The 15857-nt window shown below is 67.2% G+C and carries 13 protein-coding genes; 3 read left to right on the top strand and 10 right to left on the bottom strand.

Annotated features, from left to right (window positions below; genetic code table 11):
• Window positions 1-5 precede the first annotated feature (5 nt).
• Genes GXY85_00470 through GXY85_00460 form a run of 3 tightly spaced genes read right to left on the bottom strand, consistent with a single transcriptional unit; the run spans window position 6 to window position 3205 of the window.
• Complete coding sequence (locus GXY85_00470; protein ID NLW49303.1) at window positions 6-1310, bottom strand: ABC transporter permease; 1305 nt, start codon at window positions 1308-1310, stop codon at window positions 6-8.
• A complete protein-coding gene (locus GXY85_00465) occupies window positions 1307-2293 on the bottom strand; it encodes a hypothetical protein (protein ID NLW49302.1) in 987 nt (328 codons plus the stop codon). The genes GXY85_00470 and GXY85_00465 overlap by 4 nt, the downstream gene beginning before the upstream one ends.
• Before the next feature lie 39 nt (window positions 2294-2332).
• Window positions 2333-3205, bottom strand: coding sequence for a solute-binding protein (locus GXY85_00460; GenBank protein NLW49301.1), 873 nt, complete (start codon window positions 3203-3205; stop codon window positions 2333-2335).
• Window positions 3206-3393: 188 nt separating this feature from the next.
• Between GXY85_00460 and GXY85_00455 the strand changes: the two genes are divergently transcribed.
• Window positions 3394-4308: a sugar phosphate isomerase/epimerase gene (locus GXY85_00455; protein ID NLW49300.1), complete on the top strand. Its 915-nt coding sequence runs from the start codon at window positions 3394-3396 to the stop codon at window positions 4306-4308.
• A gap of 182 nt (window positions 4309-4490) precedes the next feature.
• Window positions 4491-6458: a hypothetical protein gene (locus GXY85_00450; protein ID NLW49299.1), complete on the top strand. Its 1968-nt coding sequence runs from the start codon at window positions 4491-4493 to the stop codon at window positions 6456-6458.
• A gap of 25 nt (window positions 6459-6483) precedes the next feature.
• Here GXY85_00450 and GXY85_00445 read toward each other — a convergent pair whose 3' ends face one another.
• The 3 genes from GXY85_00445 to GXY85_00435 form a co-directional block, all read right to left on the bottom strand.
• Window positions 6484-7071, bottom strand: coding sequence for a nucleoside deaminase (locus tag GXY85_00445; protein ID NLW49298.1), 588 nt, complete (start codon window positions 7069-7071; stop codon window positions 6484-6486).
• Window positions 7072-7188: 117 nt separating this feature from the next.
• Entirely contained in the window at window positions 7189-7452 is a 264-nt protein-coding gene (locus GXY85_00440; GenBank protein ID NLW49297.1) for a hypothetical protein, read from the bottom strand.
• A 76-nt stretch (window positions 7453-7528) separates the two neighbouring features.
• Window positions 7529-7909, bottom strand: a complete 381-nt coding sequence (locus GXY85_00435; protein ID NLW49296.1) for a transposase — start codon at window positions 7907-7909, stop codon at window positions 7529-7531.
• A gap of 401 nt (window positions 7910-8310) precedes the next feature.
• On the opposite strand from GXY85_00435, the gene GXY85_00430 reads away from it, so the two are divergent.
• Entirely contained in the window at window positions 8311-8925 is a 615-nt protein-coding gene (locus GXY85_00430) for a hypothetical protein (GenBank protein NLW49295.1), read from the top strand.
• A 225-nt stretch (window positions 8926-9150) separates the two neighbouring features.
• Here GXY85_00430 and GXY85_00425 read toward each other — a convergent pair whose 3' ends face one another.
• The 4 genes from GXY85_00425 to GXY85_00410 form a co-directional block, all read right to left on the bottom strand.
• Window positions 9151-9855: a GNAT family N-acetyltransferase gene (locus GXY85_00425; GenBank protein ID NLW49294.1), complete on the bottom strand. Its 705-nt coding sequence runs from the start codon at window positions 9853-9855 to the stop codon at window positions 9151-9153.
• Between the two features lie 625 nt (window positions 9856-10480).
• On the bottom strand, window positions 10481-11974 hold the full coding sequence (locus GXY85_00420) for a hypothetical protein (GenBank protein NLW49293.1): 1494 nt from the start codon (window positions 11972-11974) through the stop codon (window positions 10481-10483).
• Window positions 11975-12345: 371 nt separating this feature from the next.
• Window positions 12346-13872 carry a hypothetical protein gene (locus tag GXY85_00415; GenBank protein ID NLW49292.1) on the bottom strand — a complete coding sequence of 509 codons (1527 nt, stop codon included), beginning with the start codon at window positions 13870-13872 and terminating at the stop codon, window positions 12346-12348.
• A 113-nt stretch (window positions 13873-13985) separates the two neighbouring features.
• On the bottom strand, window positions 13986-15188 hold the full coding sequence (locus GXY85_00410) for a hypothetical protein (GenBank protein NLW49291.1): 1203 nt from the start codon (window positions 15186-15188) through the stop codon (window positions 13986-13988).
• Window positions 15189-15857 lie beyond the last annotated feature (669 nt).

The following is a 15857-nucleotide window of genomic DNA, read 5'->3' as shown; positions in this document are numbered from 1 at the left end:
GCCGCTCAGCGGTCCCTGAGCACCTCGGCCGGGTCCTGGCGGGCCGCGCGCATCGCCGGCAGCCAGGCCGCGGCGGCGCACAGCGCCGGGGCCACCAGAACGGCAGCCAGGAACAGCCGGAGGCGGAAGGACCCGAAGAAGTCCGCCGTGGTCGGCCCCACACCTCCCCACAGGGCCCCGCCCACGACTCCCACGACGTAGCCGAGCACCGCGCCGAGCGCGCCCATGGCCACGGCCTTGAGCAGGAAGACGCCCATGATCGTCGCCTGCCGCACGCCCAGGGCGCGCAGGACGCCGATCTCCGTCCGCCGCTCGCGCACGTTGCCCAGCACCAGGAAGAAGACCCACAGCCCCGCCGCCGTCAGGGCCACCGGCACCAGCACAGCGGCGAACAGCTCCCTCTCCCGCCGCATCCGGCGCTGATGCTCCATCTCGGCCGCGATCGCCGTGCGGTGGGCCTCCCCGGCCCTCCCGCGCGCCTGTGCACGGGCTCTCACGCGCGAACTGAACTCCAGAACGGTCACGTCCGGCAGGATCGCCCCGACCTCGCGCGCCACCTCCCCGAGCCGGTCGACCTCGCAGATGCACTCCAGACCCAGGATGCCGTTGATGCGCCCCTCCAGCCCCAGCCACTGCTGCACCTTCTCCAGGGAGCACCACACGGCGATGTCGTCCACGTTCCCCTCGCCCGGCAGGACGCGGTCGACGACGAACTCCTCCCCCATCAGGACCACCCTGTCCCCCTCATGCAGCCCCAGCCGCCGGGCCACCCCGTTGCCGAGCCGCACCGCACCGTGCGGGATCGTTGCGACGATCGGGTCGCGGTAGGCCGTGCCGTCGGCCGTCAGGAACCCCTTCTTGGCGCGGTTGGGCGTCTGGCCCGGCGTGCCGCTCAGGAGGATCTCCACGCCGTGCTCCGGCCAGACGGTCCGCTTCTGGAGCACGGGCAGCAGGTGGTTGAGCGTCGCGATACCCCGGTCGGCCAGGCGGTGCACATACTCCTCGGGCATGGTGACTTCGGGGTAGCCGGCGGCCACGAGGGCGGCCAGGTCCTGATCCCGGTGGATGATCAGGACGTTGTGGCCGAGGTCGCGCATGATCAGACGGTAGTCGTCCTCCATGCGCGCCATCTCCTCGCGCGTCGCTTTCTCGCGTTCGATCAGGACGCGGTCCGAACGGATGTCGTGAGCGTGCAGCAGCGTCACGGCGCCCGTCAGGCACGCGATCGCCGCCACGACCGAGACAAGCCCGATGCAGAAGCCTCCCAGACGGAACCGGGCTTCCCTGACGACCAGGCCCCAGAGGGTCATTGCGGGTCCCCCCCGTGTCCGCCGTCCTCGGAGAGCAGGCGCGCCGCGCGGGCCTGGCGGTCCAGGAAGGTGCTCAGGCCGGCGGGCGCAATCGCATCCGGCCGCCCGAGGGGCACCACCTCCGCTGCCCAGTCGACGGACAGCAGCAGGTCCGCGCCCGGATGGTCGGCCTTGACGATGCACGAGCAGGGCCCGACCAGGAACTCGCCGGCCCGCGTGACCGTGCGGTCGTTGATGCCCGGCCCCACCAGCGCGTAGAGGACCCGCCCCCGTCCGTACACGGGAAAGACGATGGGCGTGCGCTCGAAGTCCGTCAGGTCATGCTCCGTGCCGAGCAGCATGCCGACCAGCACGGCCTCGGCCGGGTCGTCCCGGCGCACGCGCACCATGGCGAAGTCGATCGTCGAGGCGACGGTTCCGGCGGCGGCCTCCCAGGCCGTCGGATCCGGAAGCTGGAGCGTCGCCTCCAGTCGCGGCAGCATCCGCTCCAGTGTCTCGGCCGCCCGTTCGTCCTGGCGGCGGTCGCCGCCCTCCAGCAGGACCCAGACCGCGGATCTGCGCCCGAGCAGCAGCCGGCCGATCTCGCGGCGCGCGGGCGAATCCAGGACGGCTTGCGCGCCGGCGGACGTCAGTTCACCCGTCCAGACGGGAGCGGCAGGCTGCCGCGCACCGGCAAGGCGCAGCTCGATCCTGGGCAGAGGTGCGCCCGAGTCGCCGTCCTTGCCCGCGCGCACGAGCCGCACGTCGACGTTCGCGGCGCTCCCGTCCCCGTGCGCCGCTCGGCGGAGCAGGTTCGCGGCCGCCTCCTGGTCCGCAGACAGCTTGTCCCGATGAACGACGGCCACGTCGAGGTTGCACGGCGTCCAGTTCTCCAGGGCGAACTGGAATACCGGTGTGACGCAGGCCTCGGCCCGGCCGGCGCCCGTGCCGGACACCATGACGGCCAGCGCGATGGTCAGAATGGGCCGTGCGACGCCGTTCATGGCAGGGATGCCTCCGTCCCCGGGCGCGGGGGATCCGTCCTACCGTGGGCTCTTCAGATAGCCCATGTCGCGGAAGACCTGCTTGGCCCTTTCGGACGAGGCGAACCGCATGAACATCTCGGCCGCCTCGCGGTCCTGGGCGCTCTTCAGCAGGCACAGGGTCACGCGGGTCTCGGGGAACTCCACCCCGGGCGCCACCGCCTCCAACCGGCCCTCGTAGTAGCGGGCGAGGAAGTTCCAGACCATGCCGGCCTGCACGTGGCCGTGCACCACCGCCACGGCGACGTCGTTGTTGCTCCGGCCCTCCATGCCGATATTGGCCCGCACCTGCTCGGCCAGGCCCATCTGCTCGAACGCCGCCATGGCCAGCTTGCCGGAGGTGGCGTAGCGGGCGTCGGGCAGGCCGACCTTCAACGGCCGCGTGGCCAGGTCGCGCAGGGAGCGGATGCCGTCCGGATTGCCCGGCGGCACGACGATGACCGGCTCCAGGTAGCCGACGACCTCGTAGCGCTCCAGCAGGCCCTTCTCGTCGAGCATGCTCGCATACGGGTCGTGGGGCATGTAGAGGTCGCCCTTCTGACCCAGCTCCAGGCTGGCGATCAGCTCGGATGACCCGCCGAAGTTGAACTGAACGCCGATGCCGTGCGTCTTCTGAAAGGCCGCCGCCAGCACCTCGGCCGCCGGACGCATCGAATTGCCGCAGTGCAGGATGATGGTCCGGTCGGCGGCGAGCTGCTCGAACTCCCCCGTGTCGTAGGGGGTCGGAGTGGCCTCCGTCGTGGCGTCGGCACGGGGCGCGCCCTTGCGAGCACGCGGCTCCGGCTCATCCGAACGGCCACAGGAAGGCGCCGAAGCGCACAGAACGCCCAGGAGCAGGCACACCACCATCGGACCGCAGCGTCTGACCCACATGATCCCACCCCATGAACATCGAGGAGCATGACCTCCATCCCAATATAACGGCTCCCGACGGCCGAATCGAATGGCCGCGGACATCCCGGCATCCACTGCCGGCTTGGATGCGCGACCGCCGGGCGGTAGAATGGGGCACCCGGTGGTCACAGGGATGGCCGGCGTCCTGCGTTCGAGGAGGGATCGGCATGAAGCTCGGTTTCGTCAGTGCCATATTGCCGGATCTGGAGTTGGAGTCGGTCGTCCGCTTCGCTGCCGAGGAGGGGTTCGACTGCGTGGAGGTGATGTGCTGGCCGGCCGGCCGGGCCGAGCGCCGCTACGCGGGCGTCACCCACGTGGACGTCGCCGGCCTGACGGCCGCCGGGGCGCGCCGGATTCGGCAACTCCTGGATGACGCGGGGGTTGCGATCAGCGGACTGGGCTACTACCCGAACCCGCTGGCTGCGGACGGACGGGAGGCGCGCGTCTACATCAGCCACCTCAAGAAGGCCCTCCGCGCGGCCGAACGCCTCGAGGTCGGCGTGGTCAACACCTTCATCGGACGCGACCACACGAGATCGATCGACGACAACTGGTCCGTGTTCCTGAAGCGCTGGCCACCCATCGTCCGCGAGGCCGAGGCGCGCGGCGTGCGCATCGGCATTGAGAACTGCCCGATGTTCTTCACCGGCGACGAGTGGCCGGGCGGCAAGAACATGGCCCACAGCCCCGCCGTCTGGCGGCGCATGTTCAGGGAACTCCCCAGCCCGAACCTCGGCCTGAACCTGGACCCGTCGCACCTGGTGTGGCAGCAGATCGACGACGCGCGCGCCGTGCGCGAGTTTGCCGACCGGATCGTGCACGTGCACGCGAAGGACGCCCGCGTGGACCGCGAGCGCCTGAACGAGGTGGGCATTCTGGCCCACCCCCTGCAGTACCACACGCCGAAGCTCCCCGGGCTGGGCGACGTGAACTGGGGCCGGTTCTTCGGGGCCCTCACCGACACCGGCTACCGGGGTGCCGTGTGCGTCGAAGTCGAGGACCGAGCGTTCGAGGGGTCCCTCGAGCGCCGCAAGGCATCCCTCCGCCAGAGCGCGGCCTTCCTGAGGCAGTTCGTCGCGTGAGGCGCCCCCGGATGGGCAGCGCGGCCGTCCCCGGCCGCACACAGTGCCCGACCGACGCCCCGGGCGACGCCCACGCGGCCTGCCCGCGATGCGCACGGCATTTCACGGTATTGTTATCGGTGCCCAAACGCCTATAATGGACATAAAGACCTGATACCGAATTTGGGCGGAAAGGGGTGGCCATGGGACGTTCACGTTGGTTCCCGACGATTGCCTGTGCAGCCCTGGTCGCAGCGGTGTTGCTCCCGGCCGTCGCGGCGGTCGAGCAGGACGGCGTGCGGGCCTTCGGGCGCGTCAGCGCGCTCGAGGGAGGGCTGTTGACCTGGGGGCGACAGCAGGACGACTGGTCGCAGGCCGAGTTGAACGAGCTGGTCGCTGCCGACGACACGATGCTGACGGAGGAGGATTCCCTGGCCGAACTCGAGATGCCGGAGCGGGTCTTCCTGCGCCTCGGCGAGTCGTCCGGGCTCGACGTGCTCTCCATCACCGAACACCGCTACCGGCTCTGGGAGGGATCGCTCTACGTCGCCGCGGGTCCGGTGCCCGGCCGGGTCGTTTCCGTGGAAACGCCGGCCTGCGCCCTCGCCATGGCCGACTCGGCCCTGGCGCGCATCGACGTCGCCCCGGACGGCGGGGTCACGGTCTGCGCCCTCTCCGGCAAAGTCGAGGTGCTGAGCAGCGGCGAGGCGACCGCCGAGATGCAGGAGAGGTTCCGGCTGCGCGTCAGCCCTGAGGGGGCGTTCACGGGACTGGAACCGATGACCGGGGTGCTTGCCGACAGGCTGGCGCAGTGGCACCTGCAGCGCGACGCCGTGGTGGCCGGCGTGCATCTGCCGGACACCGTGCCGCACTACGCCGTGGGGGCCTATGAACTGGGCCGCAGCGGCGAGTGGGTGGCGCTCGAAGGGATCACCTACTGGAAGCCGGCCCCGACGGCGACCTGGAGGCCGTACTACCAGGGCGTCTGGCGGCACTACGAACCCGTGGGCTGGTACTGGGTGCCGCAGTGCTCGTTCGAGTATGTCACCTCCCGGTACGGTTTCTGGAGCTTCTCCGTCAACCACGGCTGGCTGTGGCGGCCGAGCTGGCGGTGGCGCCCCGCACACGTCCAGTGGGTGGCCTGCACGGACGGCCTCCTCTGGGCGCCCATCGACTGGTACCATCGCCCCGTCGTGTGCTGCCCGCCGCTGGGCCTCGGGGTGAGCCTGTCGGTCGGATGTCCGTCCGGCGTGTCCATCGGATTCTGGCACTACGCGTCCTTCGACTGCTTCGACGCCCGGCTCGGCTTCGCGATCGTCTCGCGCAGGACGTCGATCTGCGACAAGGCGATCATGGTGGACCGCGGCCGCGTCGTGAAGGATATCCGAACGGTCAAGGGCATCGGCCATCCGGCAGGTCATCGTGGCCGGCCCGCGCCGGGACGGCATGCCGACCCGCACGTGCGCCGGCGCCTGGACCGTCGCTCCCATGCCGTGGTCGCCGCCTCGGGTTGGTCCGGCCGTCCGGCCGTCACACGCGGGCTGGCGGATGCCCGGAAGCGGGTGGCTCACCTGGGCGACCGCCCCGGCATGCCGCCCGGCCGCGTGCACGGCCCGTCGACGGCCTCCCTCTCGCACGGACGGCCGCACGCGCGGCCGGCGACGACCCTTGCGGCTCGCGATGACCGGCCGCTGCCCCCGACGGCCCGCCCCGCCGGGTCGCGGGAGGGGGCCGACGACAGGGGCCGGCCGGCTCGCCTCGAGGCGGGCCGCGCCCGTCGCGCGGAGGATCTGACGCGCCGGGCCCCTCCGCCGGCGCGACGGAGGTCGGACGATCCGCCAGCCGCTCCGGCGGGCGCAGCCCGGCAGATCGTTCGTCCCCGGCCTGAGCCCCGCGAGCGGCGCCCGGAGGCGCGCGTTGAGGTGCGCCGTGTCGAGCCCCGTGCCGAGCGGCCGGCCCGGCGAATGCCCGAACGACCCGAGCCCGCCGCCGAGCTGCGCGACAGCCGCCCGCGTCCGCACATGCGACCGGCGGTCCGGGAGCCCCGGACGGAGCAGCCGCGGGCCCAGGCACGGCGGCGGGACGATGGAGGCATGCGCACGGCGGTGGAGGATGCGGGGAGGGGCGGCGGTTCCCGCCGTGCATCGTCCCGACGCGGCGGGCGGCGTTGACGGGCGCGACAACAGGGCCGGCAGGTCAGCGCCCGCTCCCCTGCCGTGCGTTGTAGACCACGCCGCCGGCCGCCTGGTAGAGGCGGAGCACCGAGACGGCTTCGTCCCGCAGGACGTCGCGCACCACGCGGATGCCCCGGGCCTCGAACGCCGCTGTCCAGTCGGCCGGTTTCGGCCCCTCGTCGAACCCGATTCTGCGGACATCCTCGTCGCGGGCGCCGCAGACGAGCCTTCGCACGCCCGACCAGCAGACGGCCCCCAGGCACATCGCGCAGGGCTCGGCGCTGCTGACCAGCTCGTACTCGGGCCGGCCGGGGCCTCCCAGATCGTATGTGCCCAGCCGGGCCTGAGCCGCCAGGATGGCAACGACCTCCGCGTGCGCGACCGAGCGGCCGGACGTCTCCACGCAGTTCACGCCGGCCGCCAGCAGTCGGCCGCTGTCCCGGGCAAAGACCGCCGCGCCGAACGGGCCGCCGGTGCCGTGGCGGACGTTCAGTCGGGAGAGTTCGATCACCAGCCGCATCCGCTCGTCCCCCTCCGGGTGGACGGCATCCAGCGTCCGCAGGTGGGCGTCCAGCCAGTCCGGGATCCTGATGGAGACTTCGGGCGTCATGGTGCGGGCCGCACCTCCGAAAGCCGTGCAGGCGAAGACCGGCAGCGACCAGCGAGGATAGCCCATGGCCTCGCGCAATGCCAGTGCCCGCACATACCTGCACGTTCTGCGCCGGCCCTACTGCGCCGTTGTGCGGACGTAGTCGGCCAGGTCGGAGATGGTCCGTATGCCAAGCGCCTCGGCCTGCTCCCGGCGCATCGTCAGCGTGTAGGTGTTGTTGAAGCCGAACGGCTGCAGCCAAGTCAGGCCATACTGCTCCCGGAAGGACCTGGCGACGATCCCGTACACCTCGTCGGGATCCGTCACCACCTGGCGCCGGAGGATGTTGACCAGTCCCGTCCCGGTGTATTCGGCGTACAGGTCCAGGTCTCCGGCTTCCAGAGCGTGTCAACCGCAGATAGAAATGTCCACTATACACGGCAGATAGAAATGTCGTAACCGTTCACGGGTCTCCCGGTCAAGCCGGCAGAAGCGACGGCGCCGGCTGGCCCGCGAAATGGGCGGTGACGGCAGCGTGAAGAGAATCGAAGACAGAGCGGCCCTGCTGGGCGCAGGTGGCACGCACCGTCCAGAACTGCTCGCACCACTGCCGTCCGGCCTCCCCCCGCGTGCCCTGCGTCATCCGCCGGTCGATCACCACAAACCGCAGCGCCTGCTCCGCAAGGTCGTTCGTCGGCTCCACGCCCGGCGTCGTGATGAAACGGAAGTGGGCCTTGCCGTGTCGACGGAACCGCTCGGCCATGTTGCGCGCCTCCTTCCCCCACGGCGGATGCGTGGCCACGTGCACGATCAGCTTCCGTTGGGTCTCCAGGGCGCACGCGAACCGGTCCGGCGCCATGCTCGGCCGCCGGTGGATGATCCCGAACAGAACGCGCAGGCGATCCAGAAGCCGCTCGCCGTACCTCTTCGAGTGGCCCTCCGCAGTCGGGGCAGCACTCGAGCCGATACTGGCGCGTCTGGTCGATCTGGTCGGGCGGAAAGGGCGTCCGCTCGTGTCGCGGATGGCCCGGCTGGCCACCGATGCGGCGTTTCTTGCCGCGCCGCCGCCTGGCCGCCGGCGGCTTGACGATATCGCTGGACGGCGGTTTGTGCGAGTTGGAGGAGTCCTTGCGCAGCCGGGCAATCTCGGACTCAAGCGCGGCGTTGTGCGCCTCCAACTCCGTCACGCGTGCTTCCAGAGCGACCAGAAGGGCTTCGAGCCGCCTGCAGTTGGGGCATTCGGATGTCGCTGCGTCTGCCATGATGCGGCAGGATACGCAAACCGCGAGGGCAGATTCTCAGGAAATCCGTGAACGGTTACCCGAACCCAGAGCAGGCAAGACGGAAGACGAGGCCGCCCTCTACAGGCTGGTTGACTGGTCGCGGACCGTGGCCTATGGCTGTGGGTTCTCAAGTTTGTACATCAACCTCCGCGGTCGCGAGGGGAACGGCGTTGTCGACCCCTCCAAACAGTCAGAGACGATTGAAGAGATCGCCGCCCGCCTGGAGGCCTACCGCGATCCCCAAACTGGCACCCAGCCTGTGCGCGTCGCCTACCGAGGCCACCAGATCCACAACGGCCCGCACCGCAGCGAGGGGCCGGACCTCATCCCCGGCATGGCACCGGGCTATCGCATGGGTTGGCAGACGGCCGTCGGCGGCCTGAGCGTCGACGTTGTGACGCGCAATGAGAGACACTGGTGCGGCGACCACATTGTCGATCCCGCCGTAGTCCCTGGAGCGATTCTGAGCAACGTGCCCTCCCGGCTGGCAGATGCGACCGTCACGAACGTTGCCCCTACTATCCTCGGGCTTGCAGGGCTGGTTGCGGACCGCGTCGGGGAGAGCCCGCCCCTGGAATTGGCTGAGTCTTGAGTGGCGGGCGCCTGGTTTCTTTGATCACCAACATCCGTCCCAGAACGGTTGGCGCTGCCAAGTAGTGGAGGGTGGCCTGCCACTTGGGGCACTGGGGGACTGGCAGGCGCGACAGAACTGGCTGTCCGGCGATCTGCCGTGCATCGCGGTGTCGGATAGGGGGACCGGGCTCGCCACGCCCCGTCAGGATCATCTCCCTCGCGGGCAGGCCCCAAGGCTGGGAGGTCATGCCCGGCGCACGCCTGTGAACGCGAACGTTGTTCTGATTGGTGTGAAACCGAGGGAGAGACACAGGCGTAGACTCGCCAGGTTGTTCTCCCCCGTGGCATGATAGAGGACGACGTCGTTCGCTCGGAGCATGTCCTCCGTCGCCGCTGACACCACGCTCTGGCCGTAGCCCTGGCGCCAGTGCTCGGGGCGGATCTTCACGTGCACCTCCGCCATCCCGTCGGCGCACCAAGCCCACGCGTAGCCGGCGAGTTCGTCGCCCTTGTAGCTTCCGTACACACGCTCCCAGTCATTGCCGGGCCCTGGAGGTTCGTACTCCGCATCGCAACGCTCCAGAGCTTGCCAATCTCGCGGCTCAAGCTTCCGGGCTTCATGCCGGAATACCGGTTGGAACCGGCTGCGGTCAGCAACGCAGAAGACACCACACACGTCCGCCGCACCGACGAATGCTTCCTGGATCAGGCGCAATCCGAGAGAGGTCGCTCCTTGAAAGAACAAGCTCCGCCGTGCAGGTAGTCCATGCAGCAAGGATGCCGCGCTCTCGTCGTGGGCCTCGAGCCAGACGTCGTGCTTCGGAGCACTCGGATAGACACGCGCGAGGTTCCGTGAGTCCCGCGTCGAGCCAACCAGCAGAAAGTCGGTAGAATCGGTCGCCCGCGCATGCCAGACCACATAGGGATCCACCAGGAGTTCCTGGGCCAAGTTCCCTCTGACTTGCGGCCAGCCCGTCCTAATAATGCCCATCACGTCCGCCTACATGCCAGCAATGAACCGACGGTCACCCACAATGCACGAGACTTGGCCGTGGCAAGGCCGCCCATCCGCCTCAAGCTCACCGGTTGCGCGCCAAGAACCAGGGCAAGTATAGCATGGATGGCCAGAGGGCGCGACTGCCGCCCCATCGATCACGGCCTCCGCCTAACATGACCCAAGGAGGTGTTGCACGGCAGAAGGCCCCCACAGCCGACAGGCCCCACTGGGCCGGCGCGAAGCGCGGCCTACGGCAGTCTGGGGACTGGCTCGAAGCCCAGACCTCCGCGCGAAGTCACGATCTCTATCCGTCCCCCCAGGGCGGGCAGGAAGCGGCGCGCGGAGGAAGGCATCCGCGGGAACCGGCAACTGCTCGAACTCCGCCAGGACACGGCGCTCTGCATCCCGCGGCGCGGTCGCCATGCCAGCGAGCATCCGACTGGGGTTCCTGCACGGGAAACGCACCCAGTCTGCAGCACCCTTGCAGTGGGAATCCGCTGGCTCCACTCCCGCACGCCGGATGCTTGCCAGTCGCTGTGCGTAGCCCCCGCCCCCCCTGCGCTCCTTACACACACCATCAGTCACCTGCCGCCCCTCCTCTCTGTGCCCTTCCGCGCTTGCGCCTTCCATGCACCATAACAGCAATACAGAGACCCACGCAAACCACCGCAATCAGCCCTGCCGGTGCGCACCACCCGGATCCTCGTCCCGTGCCCCCTCTGCTGGCATCTGGCGGTCGCCGCGGCACTGCAGGCAATGGGCTACTGTGGTCATCAGGGCCCTTTGTCGCCACAACGCCAGTGCTTGTGTCCTCCGCGAGCCCCTCAAGCAGAGCGGCTGTCGGCGCCTCCTCGCGCTCTCCAACAACGTATATGAGGGCCTTCTCTTCGCTGCCAGCAACGTAGTCGTACACGCGTGTACCCTCGGGAAATGGCAACGCGAAACTGTCCTCCGGGATCACAGCGTTGCACTGCACCACCGAGAACACGCGTTCAGTGGAACGGCACTCAAGGATCGTCTGCGCGGCAAAAACCTCTTCGGAGGCCCGATCCAATCGACCGGCCTTAACTGCTGCCTCAATACCCGCAGGGAGTTGGGCCTTAACAAGCTCCGACCTCTGTCGCATCGGGTACCACAGCCCCGGCTCAATCTCAATGTATCCGCTGCACTCCTCCTTCATAATCAGTTTGCCATGGATGTATACCTCCTCCCGGAGCAGCCTGTACCCTTTGTCGGGCAACACCCACAACACGTGTACGTTTCCCACCCCGGGCTCGCTGAATGAGTCTTTGAACACTACCCGCAGCGCATTGCCCTCTCCAGTCTCCTCCTCGGACACTGACACCATGTTCTCCGGCTTCGCAAGGCTCGAAGCTGGACACCCCCCCGCAAGCGGCGTCCTGCAGTTCATGTCCCATAACCGAACCCGCCGATTCTGATCGAAGCCCAGGTGAATAGTCCCCACTTTGTGCGCGGGGGTAAAGGTCCGCTTCTGCTCCGGTGTCAATACCACGATGTCCAGCCGCCCCCGGAACTGTGGAATTTCCTCGGCACCCTGCTTGAAGAACTCGTACGTGGTCTCCTTGCGAACCCGACCGTCCTTGCCAAGCACGTATCTTAGCTCAGCCTCCTCTTCCGTTGTCTTCGACAAGTCAACGAGAGAGTCACGCTGCGATTGAACCGTCCTCCTTATCTTCGCCTCAACCAGATGCTGCACCTGAGGGTCTTGCAGGAAGTTCTCCCACGAAGCCCCCGCTCGATGCCCATCGAGCTCCTCCTGCCAACTCGCAGGCACCCTCCCTGACCGCACGTCGGCCCGCAGTTGCGCTTCAAACTCCTCAACCTCCCGCTCGATTGCCCCCTTCGGCCGCGGGGTCGGATCAAACGCTTTCACCAAGTGGCATTTGAAGACGCCCGATTCAATACGCTGGCTAGCAGCATAGGCTATCCGCGCGCAGAGCTCGGAGGCGTCCGGTGTCGCCGGCGCTGCAAGAACCGACCCACCCACCACTTGTGTCCACACTGTCACCCAACTCACTAAGCCCACGGCCACACCACCCAGTGACTTCATCGGCCTAACCTCTGCTTAGAGATGCCGGCGCGCCAGAGCACTCCACTCTGTCTTGCTTGTCGATTCAGCTGCACTCTTCAGAACCCGTGAGGTCGCGATACCATGCCTCCTGATCCGCACTGTACGTTCAGCACTCGCAGAAGTGCGCATCCCGGCAGCATTTCCCGCAGGTGACAACGCACCCCAGGGCCTACAGGCAACTCGACAAATCTGCCCCACTGAGCTGCCCCCTTTGACTGGACCACCCGGGATGTTAGAGTCCGGCTGGGGTGAATGGATTTACAGGGTATCCTCTTCATCGTATCTTCGCCAGTGCCCGCCCGGAGGATAGGGCTACGCTGGAGAGCGACCTGAGCGCCGAGGCGGATCCCTCAGTCAGGTGAACGTGCCAAGTCGAAGTCCACGGACGCCTCATCGCCCGCCACAAGCGTCAGGGGACTGGACTGCTGGACGATCGGGCTGCCGGGCGCCCGGCCAAACAACTGCAGAGCCGTAAGGGTGTACTGACCCGGAATAAGCCCCTGCAAGATGTAGTTGCCTTGGCGATCCGCCACAATCAGCGAGATCGCGTCATCAAGGACTATGTCGATGATTCCTGCCCAACGAACGGGATCTGCAGACGGAGGTCTCAGCAGCACTGCCTGCCAGGCCCCGTCCAGCGGCTTCGCCCCCGTGATCCTACCTCGGACTGCGCAATCCCCGAGCCTTGGGCATTCCAGATCAGCACGGCTCACCGACCCTGGCGCAAGGTGAACGCGCCTGCGCCAGACGAACCTCTGCCTGCCCCCGGGGACAACGCCAACGGTCACAAGCGACGCGTCACCGGATGGTAGGTTGTCGAACCCAAACTGCTCCTTGACAGCTGGATCCTGCTGGAGGTGGCGCGTGAATACCTCTGTTCCCTCTCCGACGTCGTAAAGGACAAACGCCCGGTAGATCGGAACGCGCGTGCCGCCTCCCGCGGGATCAGGGCCAGTGTCTGCCAAGTGCCCCACGCCGCCAGCCAGAGCACAACGCCCCGTGAGGGCGATGAGACTCAGGTCCACATCCGGCCCAAAGGGGTGGTACAGGGTTGACCACCAACTCAGGCCGTTGGCGCCTTCGCTCTCCCATGTGACCTCCGCCAAGTAATCGTCGCCCGGAGGCAGCGATACGCGCAGTTCGGTTGCTCGCCCCTCGAACGGATGCGTACACAATGCGCGCTCCAGCCCCGCCTTACAACCGGCACGAACAAAAAACGTCGGGTCCCTGACAGGACCATCTCCCTGCAGTGCAACCTTGACCGGGACGTCCTGAACGGCGCCATCATCGAGCGGCATCGGCCCACTGGTACTCGACGGTGTCCAAGCTGAGACCGGTACTGCAAGAGTGCGGACGCCGTCGGGACCCACGGCTTCGAGCCTGATCTCGCTGGTCCCCTGTTGGATTCCGGAACATGGCTCTGCAGTGCGATCAGGGAGGGGCTCCGACTTAGCCCGCTCGTGATCTGCCTCCGACGCAGCACGAGGGGCAGGTAGGTAGGGCTCGATCTCCCCTCCGGAGACGATGATGGTCACCCCATCCCAGATCGAGGACAATGTGTCGGCATCCATACGCTTTGGCGAGCCCCGCCGGGCATCGCGTGAATCAAGGATCAGAAGGGAGCCTTCCTTGGGGTTACACGCGACAGCGAAGTGGTTTCCACCCACATGGATCATCCCGCCTCGCCCGGGCCGCAACGCATCCATGAGCTGCCTCGGCGTTGCCCGCACACCGACTGCGTGCAACCCCAAGCGCTCAAGGACCCTGACGACCTCCAGCGCATCGACCATTCCCCTCTCATTCCTCGTGCAGCCAGCGACACACTCGCTCAAGTCGACACTGTGCTCAAAGTACCTCGCTGCCATGTAGGCAGCCATTGGCCCGCAGTCCTTTCGCCAGTCGAACCGCGGTTCGTCCTCCGCAATGGCCTCCTGCGCGCCGAGGACCACAATCGCGCAACAAACCGCAACCGCAACAGAACGCCCCATTGTCATCTCCCCCTCTCTCGGCGATGCCGTCGCCAACGTTGCACCCCGACGAGCAAGCAGAGGATTACGGCAGCACATGCAAAACCTGTCCACAGCGCCGCCTTGCTTCCCCTGCGTCCGTCAGAATGCGCGGCCGACATCGGGTCACTGCCCACAGGGCCATCTGAATCCGACGGCCCTTCAGCAACTCCCACGGATGGACCTCCAGCGTCCCCTGCTGCACTGCCGAGCGTGCCTCCCGCCTCCTCCTCTGCGGCACCAGCAACCAGAGTGTCCAGGGCGTCTTGTATGTGCGCCTCCCCACCGAGAACGTACATGGCATCCCCCGCCGTCCGGTCAACGATCCGAGCGTGTTCCGGCACCCCCATCCCCCGCCACGTGAACTCCGCCTGAGACACCCGATCCCTGAAATGGAAAGATGCGAAGACCATCTCGCGCTCAGAGACAAGGCCCCCATCCGGGTTGTAGGCGCGCAGCCGCACGCGCTCGGGGACCAGGGCAACTCCCATATCGGTCTCGGCTCGGCGGAACTGACGCTCGACGTCCTCGCCCAAGACGCCGTCCCGGTAGTACCGCTCGGCAAGAATCCCGCCGCTCTGAACGTTCACATCAAAGACGGCCTCCTGGCTGCCATCCGCTTCCTTGAATCTGATCCGCACCACCTCGTCCTTCGCCTCGGTCTCAACCGCACCCCCACGCGCTTCTGCCTCGGCAACCCAATCGGCCAATCTATGTCCCTGCGGCAGGAAGGCATCGCGTGGATCGCAGCGCAAGGTCGCTATCCCGGACGGAAAGTCTGTCTTCGCGTGCACGTACGCGTAGTCCTCTCCAGGCTTATACTCCTTCCGCACGCGATCATCCTCAACCCCCACACGCTCGACGAGCTCTCCATCGACGCCATTGACCTCGTTCCGCACATCACGCATGTCTGTTCGGATGTGCTGGTCATCCATCACAAAGCGCACATTCACGACCCGCACGTAGCGGGCGAAGCCCGACAGTTTTTGGCCGTCCGCTCCATGGGTGGTGACGCCCTCAAACCGAACCGTACACTCCCCTTCCCCGGTCCTCATCGCCTCATCAAACGACTTCGACGCCGCGACAGCACTTGCCACCAGCGAGTCACTCGAACCCAGGACACTCCCCCCCAACACCACCAGAAGGGCCCCAGCTCCCCCCAGCACGCTCCTCCAGTGCATCCGCATGTCATGTGCCTCCTGCACTCAAACCCTCGCTCGGCAACGAGGGGGCAGGCCACAGCCTGCCCCTCGCGCACTCCCAGCCCACACACTCACTCACCCATAGCCTCAACAGCCGGCAGTAAGCGGTTTGACCGCGCCCTTCCAGTGCGGTTCAACATCATCACAGTTGCATTGCGGTGGCCGAAACCAAAATGGACCCACACAGTAGCAGTGGTAATGTTCCCCGCAGGTCTTCTCGTAATCAGTAGCCCCACACGCTCCCGCCAAATCACTCATCCGCGTATCACAGTCCATCTTGATCTCGTTCAAAAACGCCACGTAACAACCCAGGCGATCCCCGCAACTCTTGTTGTTGCACTTCTCAGCATCATCCCCCCAAACTACGCACGAAGGGAGCACCACCCCAGATGGTACCGGACGCTCTGAACGCAGAACTGCCACCCGTCCTGACACCTGCCGCACTGCGCACGAGGTGCGTGCTGCCTGCACTATGACAAGGAGCATAGCACGAACTACATTGGGTAGTCAAGCATGAACTGGCTACGGTGTCATACGCGGATAGTAATGTCCGGTCTTCGGCGGATAGAAATGTCCGCTTTCCTTCGGGTGGAAGGAGAGCGGATGGAGGGAGACCGGATCGAGATGAGCCAGAAGGAGCGGGATCGGCTCAAG

It is taken from the genome of Candidatus Brocadiaceae bacterium (assembly GCA_012728835.1).
Classification (GTDB): Bacteria; Planctomycetota; Brocadiia; order SM23-32; family SM23-32; genus JAAYEJ01.
This window is presented reverse-complemented; position numbering and strand designations above follow the sequence as displayed.